Below are 15512 nucleotides of genomic sequence, written 5' to 3'. Positions count from 1 at the left end.
CCTTCATGTTAGTCAGCCGCAGCCAGGCCTGTGTTCTGGGCTTGTTGCTCACCTCGGTCAGCCACCCCGCGTGGGCGCAGAACGCCAGCTCCAGCATGCTGCTCGAGCAGGGCCGCTATTGGCAGGCGCATGACAAACCCGATCTGGCCGCGCAGTCCTGGTCGAAACTGCTGCTGGCTGACCCGAAGCAGCCCGAAGGCCTCTATGGCATGGGGTCGATCGCGTTGGGCAAGAAGCAGTTTGCGGTCGCCAAAGACTATCTGGCGAGGCTGCGCGCCGCTGCGCCCGACAGCCGCTTCGTGCCGCTGCTCGAGCAGGACTTGCGTCTTGCCGTGGAGCCCGCCAAGTCCACGTTCGCCCGGGCGCGCCAGATGGCGCAGGACGCGGTCAACCAGAACGACCCGAAGGCGCTGGCGGCCGCGATCGCGCAATACGACAAGGCGTTGGGCGGCAAGGCCCCGCGGGGCAGTGTGGCGCGCGAGTACTACACCTTCCTCGGCTATACGGACGGCGGCGTGGATCCGGCCATTCAGGGCTTGACGCGCCTGAACGCCGAGACGCCCGATCCGTATACCCAGTTGGCGCTGGCCCAGCATCAGGTGCGCGACGAACGCTATCGTGCGGCGGGCGTCGCCTTGCTGGAAAAGCTGGCCGTGCGCCCGGACATCGGCGGCGCGGCCACGGAAGCCTGGCGCTCCGTGCTGACCTGGGTCACGCCCACGCCGAAGAACAAGTCGTGGTTCGAGGACTATCTGAAGCTGCATCCCGATGACGATGAAATTCGCCATCAGATGCTCTCGCCGCGTGCGGCGGGCGCCCCTGCCGTGCCGGTCATGGACCCGCGCCTGACGCGCGGCTTCGCGGCGTTCAAGGCGGGCGACATCACGACCGCCGAACAATGCTTCACCGATGTGCTGCGCGACAAACCCAACGACACCGATGCGCTCGGCGGGCTGGGTCTGGTGCGCATGCAACAGGGCGATCTGGCGCAGGCGCAGACGCTGCTCGCGCGCGCCGTCGCGCGTCCGGGCGCCGGAGCGAACTGGAACAAGGCGCTCGCTTCGTCCCGCTACTGGCTGCTGGTGAACCAGGCCGAAGGCGCGCAAAGCGTGGGCGACTACGCCGCCGCGCGCAGCAAGCTCGACCAGGCGCTGCGCATGGACCCCGCGGAGCCGGGCGGCCGCAATGCGTCGGCCCGGCTGTATGCGGCGCAGGGCGATCTGGTCCGCGCCGAAAAGGTCTACCGCGAGGTGCTGGCGGCACATCCGAACAACCGCGAGGCGGTGAGCGGGCTCGTCGATATCCTCGCCGCAACGGGGCGCGCCGACGAGGCCCAGAAGTGGGTCGACGGCATGCCGCCCGAGCAGCAGGCCGGCATCGGCGGCCTCGACCGTTTGCGTGCCGCCGTCGCCGCGGGCCGCGCCGACGCCGCCGAGCAGCGCGGCGATCTGGACGGCGCGCGACGGATCCTCGAAGACGCGCAGCGCCGCGATCCCGACAATCCGTGGATCCGTCTGGAACTGGCGCGCTACGAACTGAGGCAGGGCCACGCCGACGAGGCGCGGGAACTCGTGGACGGCCTGCTCGCCTCGAACCCCGACAATCCCGACGCCCTCTACGCAAGCGCGCTGCTGGCCATGCAGATGGGCGACTGGACGCGCGCGCAGGACACGATGGCGCGCATTCCCACCGCCGCGCGCACGCCGAACATGGTTGCGACGGCGCAGCAGATCGATTTCCAGGCGGTGGCGGCGCAAGCTTCACAACTGGCGCGCGACGGCAATCTGGACGACGCGCGCAACATGCTGGCGCGGCTCGAAGCGTCGGCGGGCAAGGACCCGGCGCGGGTGAGCGCGCTGGCCCAGGCCTATGTCGACGCGGGCAATCTACCGCGCGCCATGGCCTTGATGCATGGGCTGATGCCGGGCGGCCTGAAGGGCAGCGGTCCCGATGTGCAACTGGCCTATGCGGGCCTGCTGCTCAAGACCGGCCAGAACGTTCAGGCCCAGGACGTGATCCGCGGGTTGCAGGGCGAGACGCTGACCGCAGACCAGCGCCGGCAACTGGACGATCTGAACTACCTCTACGCCGTGCGTCTGGCCGAGCAGCAACGCCAGCAAGGCGACCTTGCGCAGGCCTACGACACGCTCGCACCGGTGCTCGCGAAGCGGCCCAACGACAGCCTGGCCAACGCCGCGCTGGCGCGCATGTATGCCGCCGACGGCCAGTACGACAAGGCACTGTCGCTTTATCGAAAGGCGCTCGCGAACGACCCCGACAACCCCGGTCTGGAGCTGGGCGTGGCGATGACGGCGGTGCAGGCCGGCAACGGCGGCGTGGCGGACGCCGCCTTGAAACAGGCCATTGCGAAGGCGCCGAACGATCCGGACGTCCTGGCGGGCGCCGCGCGCATCTACGTCATGCAGGGCAAGACCCGCGAGGCACAGTCGCTGCTGGTGACGGCCATCGCGGCCAAGGAAAAGCGGCTCGGCGTGCAGGCGCAAGGCGTCCATGTGGCGGGCAATCCCTTTGTGCACGACGACGATCGCCGCCGCCGTGCGGCTCGCGAGAAGCGCCAGCCGGCTGTCAATGCGGTTGCCGTGCAGGGCACGGCGGGCGCTGCGTCCGATGGCGCGCTCGCGAACGACGCGGGAACGGCTTCCGGTCTCGCGTCTGCAACGACGTCGAAGGCGGCGCGTGCGTCCGCGTTGCCTTCCGTGGCCGGCACGCCGATCGGCGAGCAGGCGCCGCAGGACGCGCAGGCCACGAGCGCGCCTCAGGAGGGCGCCATCTCGCTCGACGACATGCGCAACGAACTCGACGATATCCGCTCGGAGCGCTCGCCGGAAATTCGCGGCGGCCTGTTCGTCTCGTCGAACAACAGCGCCGGCGGGACCTCGCAACTGACGGATGTGCAGCAGCCGCTGGAAGCCTTGCTGCCGGTCGGCAACGGCAAGCTGTCGTTGCGCGTGACGCCAGTGGAACTCGAGGGCGGCACGCTCGGCACCGATGTCTACAGCAGCAGCCAGTTCGGCGGCGGCCCGGTCGCCGCGCAGGCGCAGAAAGACGGCACGGTCGCCGCGCCCGGTGCGCAGAGCGCCCATGGCGTGGGTCTGGGCGTGGGCTACGAGACGCGCAAGTGGGCGTTCGACATCGGCACGACGCCTTTGGGTTTCCAGTACACCAATGTCGTCGGCGGCGTGTCGTTCAGGAGCGCCATCGATGCGAAGGCGGGCAGCTGGTTCAACGCAGGCGTGTCGCGCCGCGCCGTGACCGACAGCATCACGTCGTTCGCCGGTTCGACCGACGCGCGCTCGGGCCTGCGCTGGGGCGGCGTGACCGCCACGGGGCTGCATGGCGCGATCGGCCTCGACAATCAGGATTTCGGCTTCTACGGCTACGGTTCCGTGAAGTACCTGGACGGCTATAGCGTCCAGTCCAACGAGGGCGCCGAGGTCGGCGCGGGCACGTACTGGTACCTGCTGCGCAGCGCCAGCAACATGCTGACCATCGGCATGAATCTGAGCGGCGAGTTCTACCGCCACGACCAAAACAACTTCACCTACGGCAACGGCGGCTATTTCAGTCCGCAGCGCTTCTACGCGTTCACCGTGCCCATCACGTGGGCGCAGCGCTCGGATCGCTGGACCTACAAGCTGCAGGGCTCGGCAGGTCTGCAGTACTACCACGAGGCTGGCGCGCCGTACTTCCCGACCGACGGCACGCTGCAGGCGGCCGCCGTCACAGCAGCGTCGTCGCTTGGCTTGAGCGACGGCGCGGTCCATCCCGCGCAGTCGAAGACCGGCATTGGCTACAACCTGCTGGCCGCGGCCGAATACCGCTTCAGCAATCACCTCACGGGCGGCGCGTCGGTGGGCGCCAACAATTCGTCCAGCTACCGCCAGTGGGTGGCTGGGCTGTATCTGCGCTTTAGCTTCGCACCGCAGACGAAATCGCTGGATATGCCGGTCATGCCTTACCAGTCGCATTACAACGATCAGTAGCCCGGTCGATCGGAGATCGATCGTTTTTCAGGAGTCTTAAGTTCATGCTTGCTTCCGTACTTGCAGGTCTCAGCTTTCTCATGATTGGCGACAGCCATCTGAGCGAGCCGGGCTATCTCATCGACACGTTGCAGGACCAGCTGATCGCCGCCGGCGCGCAGGTGCACACCTACGGGGTGTGCGGCAGTGTGCCGGGCGACTGGGTGAAGTCGGTCCCGGGCACCTGCGGCGGCGCCACGCGTAACGGCAAGGCGCCGCTCGTCGTCGATCACAGCGCGAAGACGCAGCCTATCGATCAACTGATCGCGGCGAACAAGGCCAACCTCGTCATCATCGTCGAAGGGGACACGTTCGGCGGCTACGGCAAGGACGATTTCCCCAAGAGCTGGGCTTGGCAGCAGGTCACGGCGCTCACGCAAGACCTGGCCGCCAGCAAGACGGCGTGCGTCTGGGTCGGGCCGGCGTGGGGCACGGAGGGCGGCAAGTACCAGAAGACCTTTGCGCGCGTGAAGCAGCTCTCGTCGTTCCTCGCCACCAATGTCGCGCCGTGCCAGTACATCGACTCGCTCACGTTTTCGAAGCCGGGCGAATGGGCGACGGTCGACGGTCAGCATTTGACGACGACCGGCTACAAGTACTGGGGCGCCGACATCATGAAGGCGCTGGTCAAGCTGCCGGTCGTCCAGCAGAAGTAAGGCGCTGCCGCCGCTTCGTCACATCGAGAGTTGGAGAAAAACAATGAAAAACGTCCTTTCCCAGCCGTTGCGCTTCGTTGTTCGCGGCCTTGCGCTGTCCGGCTTCGCGCTGTCCGCGCAACTGGCCGTCCAACTGGCCGTACCGTTCGCCATTGAACCGGCCGTGGCCGCCGATATCCCGCTGTACCCGACCGGTCCCGCGGAGGATTCGTCGTTCGTGCGTTTCGTCGATGGCGGATCGCATCCCGTGGATGTGACCTCGGCAGGTTCGAGAGCGCGCCTGACGCTCGATGCCGAGAACCCGGCCAGCCGCTTCTTTCCGATCGCCGCGGGCAAACCCGTGGCCGGCACGCTGACGGCCGGCGGGGCGCACCAGGACGTAAGCGCGACCGTAAAGCCCGGCGAGTTCGTCAGCATCGTCGCGCTCGACGAGGCACAGAAGGGCGCGCGTTCGCAGGTCGTGACGGTCCGCGAAAAGCCGGACGACTTCAACGCGCTCAAAGCGTCGGTGGGCTTTTATAACCTCGATGCGCACTGCGCGACGCCCACGCTGAAAGTGCCGGGCCGCGATATCGTGCTGCTCGACGGCGTGGCCGCGGGCCAGAGCAAGCGCCGGCAGGTCAACCCTGTCGCGCTGTCGGTGCAGCTCGCCTGCGGCGGTCAGCCGGTGGGCCAGCCGCTGAATCTGGGCACGCTCGTCGCGGGACAGCGTTATACGGTGTTCCTCGTGCCGGCCGGGGCGCAGTCGCGCATCTTCTTCGCGAACGACGCGGTGAGCCGCTGATCGCATGGTTTTCGCGTCCCTCGAATTCCTGACGCTGTTTCTGCCGGCCTTCCTCGCGATCTATGTCATGTCGCCCGCGCGCTGGCGCAACGGCGTGCTGCTCTTTTGCAGCTGGTTCTTCTATGCCTGGTGGAGCCCGGTCTTTCTGCTGCTGTTCATCGCGCTGACCTTCTGCGGCTGGTTCGGCGGCGTGGTCATCGACCGCGCGCCGAGCCCGCGTGCGCGCGGCGGCTGGCTCGCGGTCTTCATCGCCGTGAACGTTGCGGTCCTGTGCTGGTACAAGTACGCCAACATCATGGTCGACAGTCTCGATAGCGTGCTGGCGGCAGGCCATGCGGGGCCGATTCCCTGGCAGCACGTCGTGTTGCCTATCGGACTGTCGTTCATCGTCCTGCAATCCGTCTCGTACCTGATCGACGTGCAGCGCGGCACGGTCCCGGCCGACCGCAGTGTGATCCGCTATGGGGCCTATCAAGGAATGTTCGTACACCTGATCGCCGGGCCGATCATCCGCTATGCGTGGGTCAAGCGCGAGCTGGTGTCGCGCACGGTCGACTGGGACGCCTTTGCAGCGGGCGCGCGGCGGCTCATGGTGGGCATGAGCATGAAGGTGCTCGTGGCCGACACGCTTTCGCCCATCGTCGACGCGGTGTTCGCCATGCATGCCCCCACGCTGGCAGACGCGTGGCTCGGTTGCGGCTTCTACACGCTGCAGCTGTTCTTCGATTTCGCGGGCTATAGCGCCATGGCCATCGGGCTGGGGCAGATGCTGGGCTTTCGCTTCCCCGAGAACTTCAACCATCCGTACCTCGCCAGCAGCATTCAGGACTTCTGGCGTCGCTGGCACTTGTCGCTGTCGAGCTGGATTCGCGACTACCTGTACATCCCACTTGGCGGCAACCGCGATGGCGAGTGGCAGACCTGCCGGAACCTGCTGCTGACCATGGCCCTCGCGGGCCTGTGGCACGGCGGCGATAGCTGGAACTTCCTGCTGTGGGGTATCGCTCACGGTGTGGCACTGACGGTGGCGCGGCTCTGGCGGCGCGCCGGCATGCCCGTTGTGCCGGTCTGGTTGTCGCACGTGCTGACGCTCGTGTTCGTCATGCTCGCGTGGACGCTGTTCCGCGCGGTGGGTTTTCATGCGGCGCTCGCCATGTACCGTGGCCAGTTCGGCTTGAACGGAATCGGCTTCAGCGACGCCACGATCGTGCTGCTGCGGCCCGTGCATGGGCTGGCCGCCGCGCTGGGCATCGTCTGTGTGCTGCTGCCGGTCTGGCAATCGCGCTGGGAGTGCCTCGCGGATACGGCTCCAGGCCGGTTGTGGCAGGCCGTGTGGCCGCTCGCGGGCTTTCTGCTGTCGTTCGGGTTGATCGTCGCGCGCGGCGCGGTGCCTTTCCTTTACTTCCAGTTCTGACGCCATGGAAGATCCCAAGCCGCTACCGCAATTACCCGCTACGCGCGCCGGCAAGGTCGTTGCCGTGATGCTGATGGGCTTCCTGTTCGCGGGCCTGTTCTTCAATATCCGGTTCGCGTCGACGACGGCAGCGCTGTTGCCTCACGCCGTCACGCGTGCGGGCATGCTGGACGGCACGGTGTCGAAGGAACTCGCCAGCCGCATGGCCGATACGCCGATCGCCGCCGACGCCGCGCGCATGCAGCGCGCGCTGGGCTGGCTGACGCTGGGCGATCTGGGCCCGCGCGTGCGGCAAGGCTGTCCCGGCTGGCTGTTCCTGCGCGACGAACTGAATGTGTATGCCGACGGCGACCGCCATCTCGCGGCGCGCGCCGAAACGGTCGCCGCCGTGCAGCGCGAACTGGCGCGTCGCGGCATTGCGTTGCTCGTCGCCGTGGTGCCCGACAAGTCGCGCATCGAACCGCAACATCTGTGCGGCCTGTATCGGCCGGCATCGCTGAGTGCGCGCCTGAGCGACTGGACAGCGCGTCTCGCAGCCGTTGGCGTGCCCGTGGTGGACCTGGGCCCGGCGCTGCGCGGCGTACCGGGCGATGCGTTTTTCCGGACCGACACGCACTGGACCCAGGACGGCGCGGGCGCCGCGGCGCGCGCGGTGGCGCAGCGCATTCGGGCGATGGGCGAGCCGGCGGGTTCGAGCGTGTCGAGCCAGCCCGGCTATCGCGTTGCCGACAAGCTGCCCGCCCGGCGGCCGGGCGACCTCGTGCGGCTGGCGGGGCTCGATGCGTTGCCGGTGTCCTGGCAGCCGCGAGCGGAGATCGTGACTGGCCGGGCCTACCTTCACGTGGCCCAGGCGGCTGCGTCGGCGGACGACCTGTTCGGCGATGCCGATCTGCCGGGTATCGCGGTCATCGGCACCTCGTATTCGACGACGTCCGATTTCGTGCCGCAACTGGCGTTGGCATTAGGCCAGGGCGTGGGGAATTTCGCGAGCGAAGGCGCCAAGTTCGGCGGCTCGGCGCGCGCGTATTTCGCGAGCGCCGCGTATGCCCAGACGCCGCCCAAACTCGTGGTTTGGGAACTCGACGAACGGGATTTGCAGGCGCCGCTCGAAGCGGAAGACGACGTTGTCGTACCGAAATCCCGTCCGGTCGGCACGATGGCTTCGCGTTGAGATTTTCGGTCCGGGTAATCGATGCAGCAGGCCGCCTGCGATCAGGCCCTCAGCAGCTCGGCTGCGAAAGAATTCGCATGGGCTACGGCCTCTTGCGCGTTGATGAACACGCCGAGTTCCTCCCAGCGCTCCTCGACCGCATATGTGCCTTTTATCGCGAGCGCCCTCTGCACGCGTAATTGCGCTGCGTACCTGCCGTCCTCCAGTGGGCGAGCCGTCGCGATGATCCTGTGCGGAGGGCTGGGTCTTTCTGGCTGAACCAGCTGGGCAGGACCATCAGGCATGCCGACATCCTTCAACTCGTTGCGGGCGTTGCAGTCCGGGCAGTAGAAACACCAACCCTTGTCCTCCTGACTGGATCTGACCTGCCCGCGAGCCAGCACGGCACGACATTCGACGTTTTCGCAGATGAACGGCATCGCAGTCTCCGGAGTTGTTTGAAGGGAGCCTAGCACGTCCGCCGTCGGTCAACCATTGGCGATGTTGCCGGGCCCGACGTCAAGGAAAACCCTCAAGCGCGTGCCTATGTCGTCGCCTCAAGCCGCACTCGCAACGCTCCACGTCGCCCGCTGGGTGTCTTCGGAGAAGCTGACCTCCGCCCCGAACGGCAGCGCGCAGTCCTGGGTGTAGAAGAAGAACCACGTGCCCTCGCACGCGAAGTACGCCCGGAAACAGGGCGAATCGCCAGGCACTTCCGGAGCGTCGGAACAGCGAAACCAGTAGGTGGTCCCATCCAGGACACCGTGTGCGAGGCGGAGCGAAGGGACTTCGTCGCAAGCCGGGGACTGGAAGGCAAGCGCGTGACTCACGTTTCCACCGGGCAGGAGAACGGTCACTTGACCGGCGACGCGCGTCTCGCAGGTGAGCGCCGTGTTATTCGGAGCCGGATCGATTGCGTTGCCACCCGTGCCGGGACACCTAATCAGGGAGCGAACGTGTGCGAGGTGGAAAGACGGTATCGCCTTCGATCCGGGGCGGAAGGGCTTGATGTTTTCCACGCTGCGGCTCCTGTGCAATTGGTACTCGGACAACTGCAAGGATAGGATTTCAGCGGCTTGATGTCTGCGACCTGGCGGCGCACATCGAGGCTCCACTCCACCTTTTGGGCGGAGCGGCCTCTCGTCAATCGTAGGAGGTTGATATGTCCACTAACATTTCTACCCTACGCGACCTTGCGGGTCAGATCCACCTGTCCCGAGGCGCCGGCGCTCAGCTCGGCGCGATCCGACTCGGGCACTTCGCCCGCGCGCCGATGGATGTCGTGCGTGACGAAGCCTTGCTCGCGGCTCGGTATCGCGAACCAGTCCGGTTGCGCAAACGACGCGCGAATGTCTTCGACGCCGCTCGACCAGTGCTCTTGCATGGTGTCGGCGCTGAATTCGTAGTCCTTGTAATGCCCTTCGTAAGGTTTGTTCTTGTAGATCAGATGGACCACATTGATCGACGAACCATCGGCCACCTTCTCGGCGAGCCCGAAGAGGGGATCGCTGCGGCGCGCCTCGGCGGGAACGTGCTCGAGGAGTTCCTTGATAAAGCGCGCGTGCTTTTGCCGATCGGCAAGCATGTTGGTGATGGCGCGCGTGCGGCTCGAATATTGAATGTCCTTGGCGCGCTCGGCCACGTCCAGGAAATCCGCGGGCACGTTGCCGCTCGCGCTCCATAGATCGACCTGGAAAACGAGCGTGTCCTTGTGGTCCGCGTCACGCAGCACCTCCGTGAGCGGTGTGTTTGACACGAGGCCGCCGTCCCAGTAGTACTCGCCTTCGATTTCCACGGCCGGAAAACCAGGCGGCAGCGCGCCCGATGCCATGAAGTGCTCGGGCTCGAGCCGCATTTTGGCGTTGTCGAAATAGACGAGATTGCCGCTGCGCACGTTCACGGCGCCCACCGACACCCGGATCGGGCCGTCGTTGATACGGTCGAAGTCGGCGAAACGTTGCAGCGTCGACTTCAGCGCGGCGGTGTCGTAGTAGCTCACCGCACTCGGCGTCGCCTTCTGCCAGCCCGCGACCGGCAGCGGGCGGCGCGGTGCGAAAAACCCCGGCTGGCCTTCGGTGAGTGCGCGACCCGCGGCCCACATGCTGGCCCAACGGCGCGACAATTCCTGATGGTTGAACAGCGGCATGGCGAGCGCGCCGAGGTTCCCGAACCAGTCGAGCGGATGGCAGATCGACTCCCAGAAACCACGCAGCGCTTCGACGCGCCGCGCGGGCTCGTTGCCCGCAATAATCGCCGTGTTGAGCGCGCCGATCGACACACCCGCAATGCGATGCGGTTCGACGCCGGCCTGCGCGAGCCCTTCGAACACACCGGCCTGATAGGACCCGAGCGCGCCGCCGCCCTGCAAAACAAGGGCGATTTCATCGTAGCGCGGCAGCTCAAACGGCTTGCGCTCCGTGCGGGCGGTTAGATTGCTGCTGCGCATACGTTCTTCCTTCGTTCGTTGGTTGCTTAGTGCATCGACCAGCCGTGCGTGACGAGCACCGACTGGCCCGTCAACGCCTGCGACCCGAAGCCCGCGAGGAACGCGACCGTGTTGGCCACGTCGTCGAGCGAGGTGAACTCGCCGTCCACGGTGTCCTTGAGCATCACGTTCTTGACGACGTCGGCTTCCGATATACCGAGCGCCCTGGCCTGCTCGGGAATCTGCTTGTCGACGAGCGGCGTACGCACGAAACCCGGGCACACGACGTTGGCGCGCACGCCGCGCGGTCCGCCTTCCTTCGCCACGACGCGGGCCAGGCCGAGCAGACCGTGCTTTGCCGTGACATAAGCCGCCTTGAGCTTCGACGCCTCGTGCGAGTGGACGGATCCCATGTAGACGATCGAGCCGCCCTTGCCGCTGCCGTACATATGCTTGAGTGCGGCCTTGGTGGTGAGAAACGCGCCGTCGAGATGGATCGCGAGCATCTTCTTCCAGTCGGCAAACGGGAACTCGTCCACCGGGCTGATGATCTGGATGCCCGCGTTCGACACGAGCACGTCGATCCCGCCGAACGCTTTCGCCGCTTCGTCGATTCCAGCATTCACGGCTTCCTCGTTGGTGACATCCATCGCCACGGCAAGGGCCTTGCCGCCCGCGGCTACGATGCTGTCCGCCACCTTTCCGGCGTTCGCGAGATTGAGGTCGGCGATCACGACCGCCGCACCCTGGCTCGCGAACGTGCGCGCGCAATGTTCGCCAATGCCGCTGGCGGCGCCCGTGATGACGGCAACCTTATCTTTCAAAGACATGCGTATTCCTTACTAAAAGCGATTGATAAACAGATCAGGCGAGCTCGGCTTCGGGTTCGCCCAAGGCCGCGTCGTAGCTCGATGTCGCGGCGAGATAGTCGAAGGCGACCTCGCCGATATCGAGCGTGAGGTCCGCAATGACGTGACGTGCTCCCACCACGCGGCGCACCGGCAGATCGGCGACGGGCGCGAGCGCGTGCGGATGCAGCTCGATCGCGGCCGGGCCGCTCCATGCGCCTCGCACCGTCACGTCGCGCAGATAGAAGCGCACGAGCTCGCAGATGCGCGCCGTGCCGTCCACATGCGGAATGATCTTGAGAAGATAGTTGGGCGTGTCGGCGAGCTTGCGGCGCTCGTCTTCGCTGTTGAGCACGTGATGCTTGTAGCCCATCGTGCCGGTCGCGATGCGCTGCGTGCCGTAATCGAGCGTGCCGAGCAGCGTGTCGTTGCCATCGACTGCGAGCACGGGGCGCGCGAGCTTCTTCGGGAAGCCCCAGATTTCACGGCCGCCGGCAATCGGGCCTTCGTCGTCGAGATACATCGAATGCGTGTAATTCGCGAGGCGGCCTTGCGGATCGCGTACGGAAATCACCTGTCCGCTTTCGGTGTAGTCGCCAAAACCCGACGAGTCGGGCATGCGGATGAATTCGTAATGCACGAGATTGTTTTCCGGCTTGAGCGGCTCCGGCACGATGGCGCGCACCGCATCGGGATCGGTCTCGTACGTGATGATGAAATATTCGCGATTGACGAAGCGAAACGGCGGCCGCGGATACGCGGGGTTGTGCATGGGCATCGCGAACGCATCGCGACGGATTCTTGCCAGATCCATATTGTTCTCCAGGCTAGGCTGCGTGAAAACGTCGCGACAGATATTAGAGGGAAAACATGACACGATCGCATTTATGACGATAAAACACCGTTTCAATTTCGTTAAATAAAAAGGAAATTGAAAGTTTTTTGGCCATCCCAGCGTCATTTTCGTGTGATTGGCACAACCTCGCGTATGGCAACTTTTGCAGTTTAATCATGACATTACGTTCGTTGCGCCCGAAACATATGATGAATGCTGCTCAAAACGGGAAATAGATTAATGCGTGGATTGGCAGAGGAGGCTCGCCACTTCGCACAGGGAAGGAACGCCTCGATCCGGCATAGGTGTACTTCGTCTAAATTAAGCAGGAATGCGAAGTATGCGGGTTGCCTGGAAAGATCCGCAGCGATACCGGATCGGCGCGCGCCGAACACCATGTTATATGACATCTCTTATGGACGGCCTGGCGTAAGATATCCTCGCTTCCGGCGGGGAAGCGGGCGGGGCGGGCTGTGACCGACTAGAATGGATTGGCACGCCTAAGCACGAGACGTGCTTCCTGCTTCGTTAGCCAGCGAGCATACCGGCGAGATGCGATGAGCATATTCAGGTTTCAATCGGCGACGGAATCGGCATTCCTCAAACGCTCGCATGCGCCCAGCGCGGTTCGCGCATGGCTGGTCGATATGCTTTGCTGGCCCGCCCGCTTCGAGGATCCGCAGGTCGAACGGGAATTTACGGAGGAATATGGCCGGCGTTTTGCCGACTTTCGCCGTGCTGCGCTGGTGCTCGGAACCCTGATCTGGGTGTGTTTCGGCTTCTGGGAATTCAGCCTTGCGCAGACCAGTCCGGTGTTCCGGCCGTACTTCCCAGTGGTGTTCGCGTTCCGGTGCGCCGGTGCGCTTGGCGCGACCGTCGGCATTGTGCTGGCCTTCAAGCTCGAATTTCATCGGGACAAGGTTGCACACTGGATCCTGCTGTCGGGCCTGGCGTTCATGTGCTTTTGCCTGTTGATGCAAACGGTCCTTGCCCCGCGCCCATTCAATTTCACCCATTTTTTTGTCGGGTTTTATTTAATTCTCTTTTATCTGTTCGGTTTTCTGCGCCTGCGGGCCAAGGCGACGCTCATGCTGACCGCGTGCGTGATTGCCGTGATCGTGATGGCGCAACTGGTCACACAGGCGGTCGAGCCGGACAACTTCGCCGCGGGCATGTTCTATCTATTGAACGTCGCCGTGCTGGGGCACAGCGTCAACGTGAATGCCGAGCGGCATGTGCGCGACCGGTATGTTGCCGTCCAGGCACTTGCCCAGAGCAACGCCGCGCTGCAAAGCGCCAATGCCGAACTCGCGCAAAAGCACCATGACCTCGAGCGCGCTCGGCGCGACCAGCAGACCAAATCGGAAGCCCTGATTGCGTTGCGCGAGCAGCAGCGCGAAGCCGCGGAGCAGGCGAGCCGGGCGAAATCGCGCTTTCTGGCCGCAGCCGCGCACGACCTGCGCCAGCCCATGCATGCGCTGAACCTGTTTCTTGCGGCGGCAGACGAAGCGCTGGAGGCGCGCGACATCGAAGCATCGGGCAAGCTGATCGGCGAAGCGCGCAAGGCGTCGGTATTGACGGCACGTCTTTTCAACGCGGTGCTCGACCTGTCGAAGCTCGAATCGGGACACGTCAACCCGACCTATACGAGCGTCGACCTGAGCCGCGTGACCGAGGAGACGGTCGAGCAGCTCGCGTCGTTCGCTGCGAGCCGCGGCGTTGTGCTGCGCTATGCAAAGGCGCTGCAAAAACCCGCATGGGTACGCACCGACGCCGACTGGATTCCCCGCGTGCTGAGCAACCTCATTGCGAACGGCATCAAATATTCGGATCCGTCGAAAGCGGACCGCTCCACGGTGCTCGTGGGTTTGGTACGTATGCCTAATTATGTTCGTCTCGACGTGCTCGATAACGGCATCGGCATCGCGTCGGAGCATTGGGACGCGATCTTCCAGCCGTTCGTCCAGCTCGGCAACCCGGAGCGGGACCGTGAGAAAGGGCTCGGACTCGGTCTGTCGATCGTGAATGCGGTGGTGTCCCTGCTAGAGGGGCATCGTCTCGAGCTCAAGTCGATCGAGGGTCATGGGTCGCGTTTCTCGGTGCGCATGCCGGTGGCGGATCAATTCGCGCACGGGGATGCCGCGATATCGCCCGCCGATGCGGCGGCGTCGCCGTCACCGTCGTCGCTGCGCGGTCTCTACGTGTTGCTGGTCGAGGACGACAGCCTGGTGCGCGCCTCGATGGAGGCGTTGTTTGCACGCTGGGGAGTGCTGTGCGATTCGGTTCGCTCCGCAGCGGAACTCGACGAACTGTTGCAGACAATCGAGCGCGTGCCGGACCTGGTGATCAGCGACTACCGGCTGCCGGAGAATTCGACCGCACACGACGTCATCCGCCTCCTGGGCGAGCACGTTGCGCGGCCCGTGCCGTGTCTCGTGGTGACGGGGGAAGCCGTGGCAAGCACGGAGGGCGTGTTGCCCGAGCGCTGCGTGCTCAGCAAGCCGTTGGCTCCCGACCTGCTGATTGCGCGCATGCTCGAATTGACAGAGGCATCGGCCCGCGCGACCTAGACCGCGGGGGCGTGCGCAACGGTGGGAATCTCGATGCCGCGGCGCGCCATTTCGACGATCAGAAACGTGCGCCGCGATACGTTGAAGCGGCTCAGCAGATCGCTGATGTACTCCTTCGCGGTGTTCTCCGAGATATTCATCTTTCGCGCGATGGCCTTGTTCGACATGCCCTGCAGGAGAAAACCCAGGGTTTGGGCGAGACGCGGCGGCAGGTTCAGCGAGTCGATCGGAATGGCCTTGCTCGGGCCCGGGGACTGCGGGGTATGGCCGCCCTTGCCGAGTACGCTGTTGGGCAGGTAGACCCGACCATTCAGGATCGTCTGCAGGGCTTCCCGGAACACCGCGCCGCCTTCCTCGCTGGCCTTCGAGATGAAGCCGCCAGCGCCATTCTTGATGCAGTCCAGCACGGTCTCGCGGTCGTCCTGCGCGGACAGCATGACCACATGCGCCGCGCGCTCGTTCTCCTGCAGCCAGCGCAGCAAATCAAGCCCGGTGTGATTGTCCCCGATCTGGTAGTCGAGAAAAACCAGGTCGTAAGCCTTGTTCTGCAGCCGTTCGACAGCCGCGTCGTACGAACCGGCCTCATCGATGTCGAGCGTCGGTTCCGAGGTCAGGATCAGGCTCTTCATCGCGATACGCGTCAAGCCCTCGTCTTCGACGAGCAGTACGTGGCGGAAATACAGGTTGTCCATCGGGTGCCTCTCTAGTCGGGATCACTGTACCCGCATTCCTTCAGGTTGCGATCCCCCCAAAGCGGGGGACGCTTCTGGGGCCGTCTTCTGGGGGC

Annotated in this window: 12 protein-coding genes; 6 read left to right on the top strand and 6 right to left on the bottom strand. The window is 65.0% G+C overall.

Going from position 1 to position 15512, the window contains the following annotated elements; genetic code table 11:
- Nucleotides 1–5 precede the first annotated feature (5 nt).
- Genes A3CW_RS0116945 through A3CW_RS46580 form a run of 5 tightly spaced genes read left to right on the top strand, consistent with a single transcriptional unit; the run spans nt 6 to nt 8068 of the window.
- A complete protein-coding gene (locus tag A3CW_RS0116945) occupies nt 6–4004 on the top strand; it encodes a cellulose biosynthesis protein BcsC (RefSeq protein ID WP_035513214.1) in 3999 nt (1332 codons plus the stop codon).
- A 44-nt stretch (nt 4005–4048) separates the two neighbouring features.
- Nucleotides 4049–4699 (top strand): SGNH/GDSL hydrolase family protein, encoded by a 651-nt coding sequence (locus A3CW_RS0116940; protein WP_028204632.1) that lies wholly within the window; start codon nt 4049–4051, stop codon nt 4697–4699.
- Between the two features lie 43 nt (nt 4700–4742).
- Complete coding sequence (locus A3CW_RS0116935; protein WP_245623671.1) at nt 4743–5483, top strand: alginate O-acetyltransferase AlgF; 741 nt, start codon at nt 4743–4745, stop codon at nt 5481–5483.
- A gap of 4 nt (nt 5484–5487) precedes the next feature.
- A complete protein-coding gene (locus A3CW_RS0116930) occupies nt 5488–6897 on the top strand; it encodes an MBOAT family O-acyltransferase (RefSeq protein WP_028204630.1) in 1410 nt (469 codons plus the stop codon).
- Nucleotides 6898–6901: 4 nt separating this feature from the next.
- Nucleotides 6902–8068: an alginate O-acetyltransferase AlgX-related protein gene (locus A3CW_RS46580; protein WP_035513181.1), complete on the top strand. Its 1167-nt coding sequence runs from the start codon at nt 6902–6904 to the stop codon at nt 8066–8068.
- Nucleotides 8069–8109: 41 nt separating this feature from the next.
- On the opposite strand, the gene A3CW_RS0116920 is transcribed toward A3CW_RS46580, so the two are convergent.
- From A3CW_RS0116920 to A3CW_RS46570, 5 genes are all read right to left on the bottom strand, one after another.
- On the bottom strand, nt 8110–8487 hold the full coding sequence (locus A3CW_RS0116920) for a hypothetical protein (RefSeq protein ID WP_028204629.1): 378 nt from the start codon (nt 8485–8487) through the stop codon (nt 8110–8112).
- A gap of 117 nt (nt 8488–8604) precedes the next feature.
- Complete coding sequence (locus A3CW_RS0116915; protein ID WP_028204628.1) at nt 8605–9066, bottom strand: hypothetical protein; 462 nt, start codon at nt 9064–9066, stop codon at nt 8605–8607.
- 164 nt (nt 9067–9230) lie between these two features.
- The gene (locus tag A3CW_RS46575) at nt 9231–10493 is read right to left on the bottom strand and encodes a DUF3734 domain-containing protein (RefSeq protein ID WP_051481521.1); all 1263 of its coding nucleotides are present in this window, start codon (nt 10491–10493) and stop codon (nt 9231–9233) included.
- A 26-nt stretch (nt 10494–10519) separates the two neighbouring features.
- Entirely contained in the window at nt 10520–11302 is a 783-nt protein-coding gene (locus tag A3CW_RS0116905) for a 3-hydroxybutyrate dehydrogenase (RefSeq protein ID WP_028204627.1), read from the bottom strand.
- A 34-nt stretch (nt 11303–11336) separates the two neighbouring features.
- Nucleotides 11337–12134, bottom strand: a complete 798-nt coding sequence (locus A3CW_RS46570; RefSeq protein WP_051481520.1) for an acetoacetate decarboxylase — start codon at nt 12132–12134, stop codon at nt 11337–11339.
- Between the two features lie 578 nt (nt 12135–12712).
- Here A3CW_RS46570 and A3CW_RS0116895 point away from each other — a divergent pair.
- A complete protein-coding gene (locus A3CW_RS0116895; RefSeq protein WP_028204626.1) occupies nt 12713–14725 on the top strand; it encodes an ATP-binding response regulator in 2013 nt (670 codons plus the stop codon).
- On the opposite strand, the gene A3CW_RS0116890 is transcribed toward A3CW_RS0116895, so the two are convergent.
- Nucleotides 14722–15417 carry a response regulator gene (locus A3CW_RS0116890; RefSeq protein WP_028204625.1) on the bottom strand — a complete coding sequence of 232 codons (696 nt, stop codon included), beginning with the start codon at nt 15415–15417 and terminating at the stop codon, nt 14722–14724. The two genes, A3CW_RS0116895 and A3CW_RS0116890, sit on opposite strands and share 4 nt — an antisense overlap.
- Nucleotides 15418–15512: the final 95 nt, after the last annotated feature.

Source organism: Paraburkholderia nodosa DSM 21604, assembly GCF_000519185.1.
Lineage (GTDB): Bacteria > Pseudomonadota > Gammaproteobacteria > Burkholderiales > Burkholderiaceae > Paraburkholderia > Paraburkholderia nodosa.
Note: the sequence above shows the minus strand (reverse complement) of the source record. Positions and strands in the feature narration are given on the sequence as shown.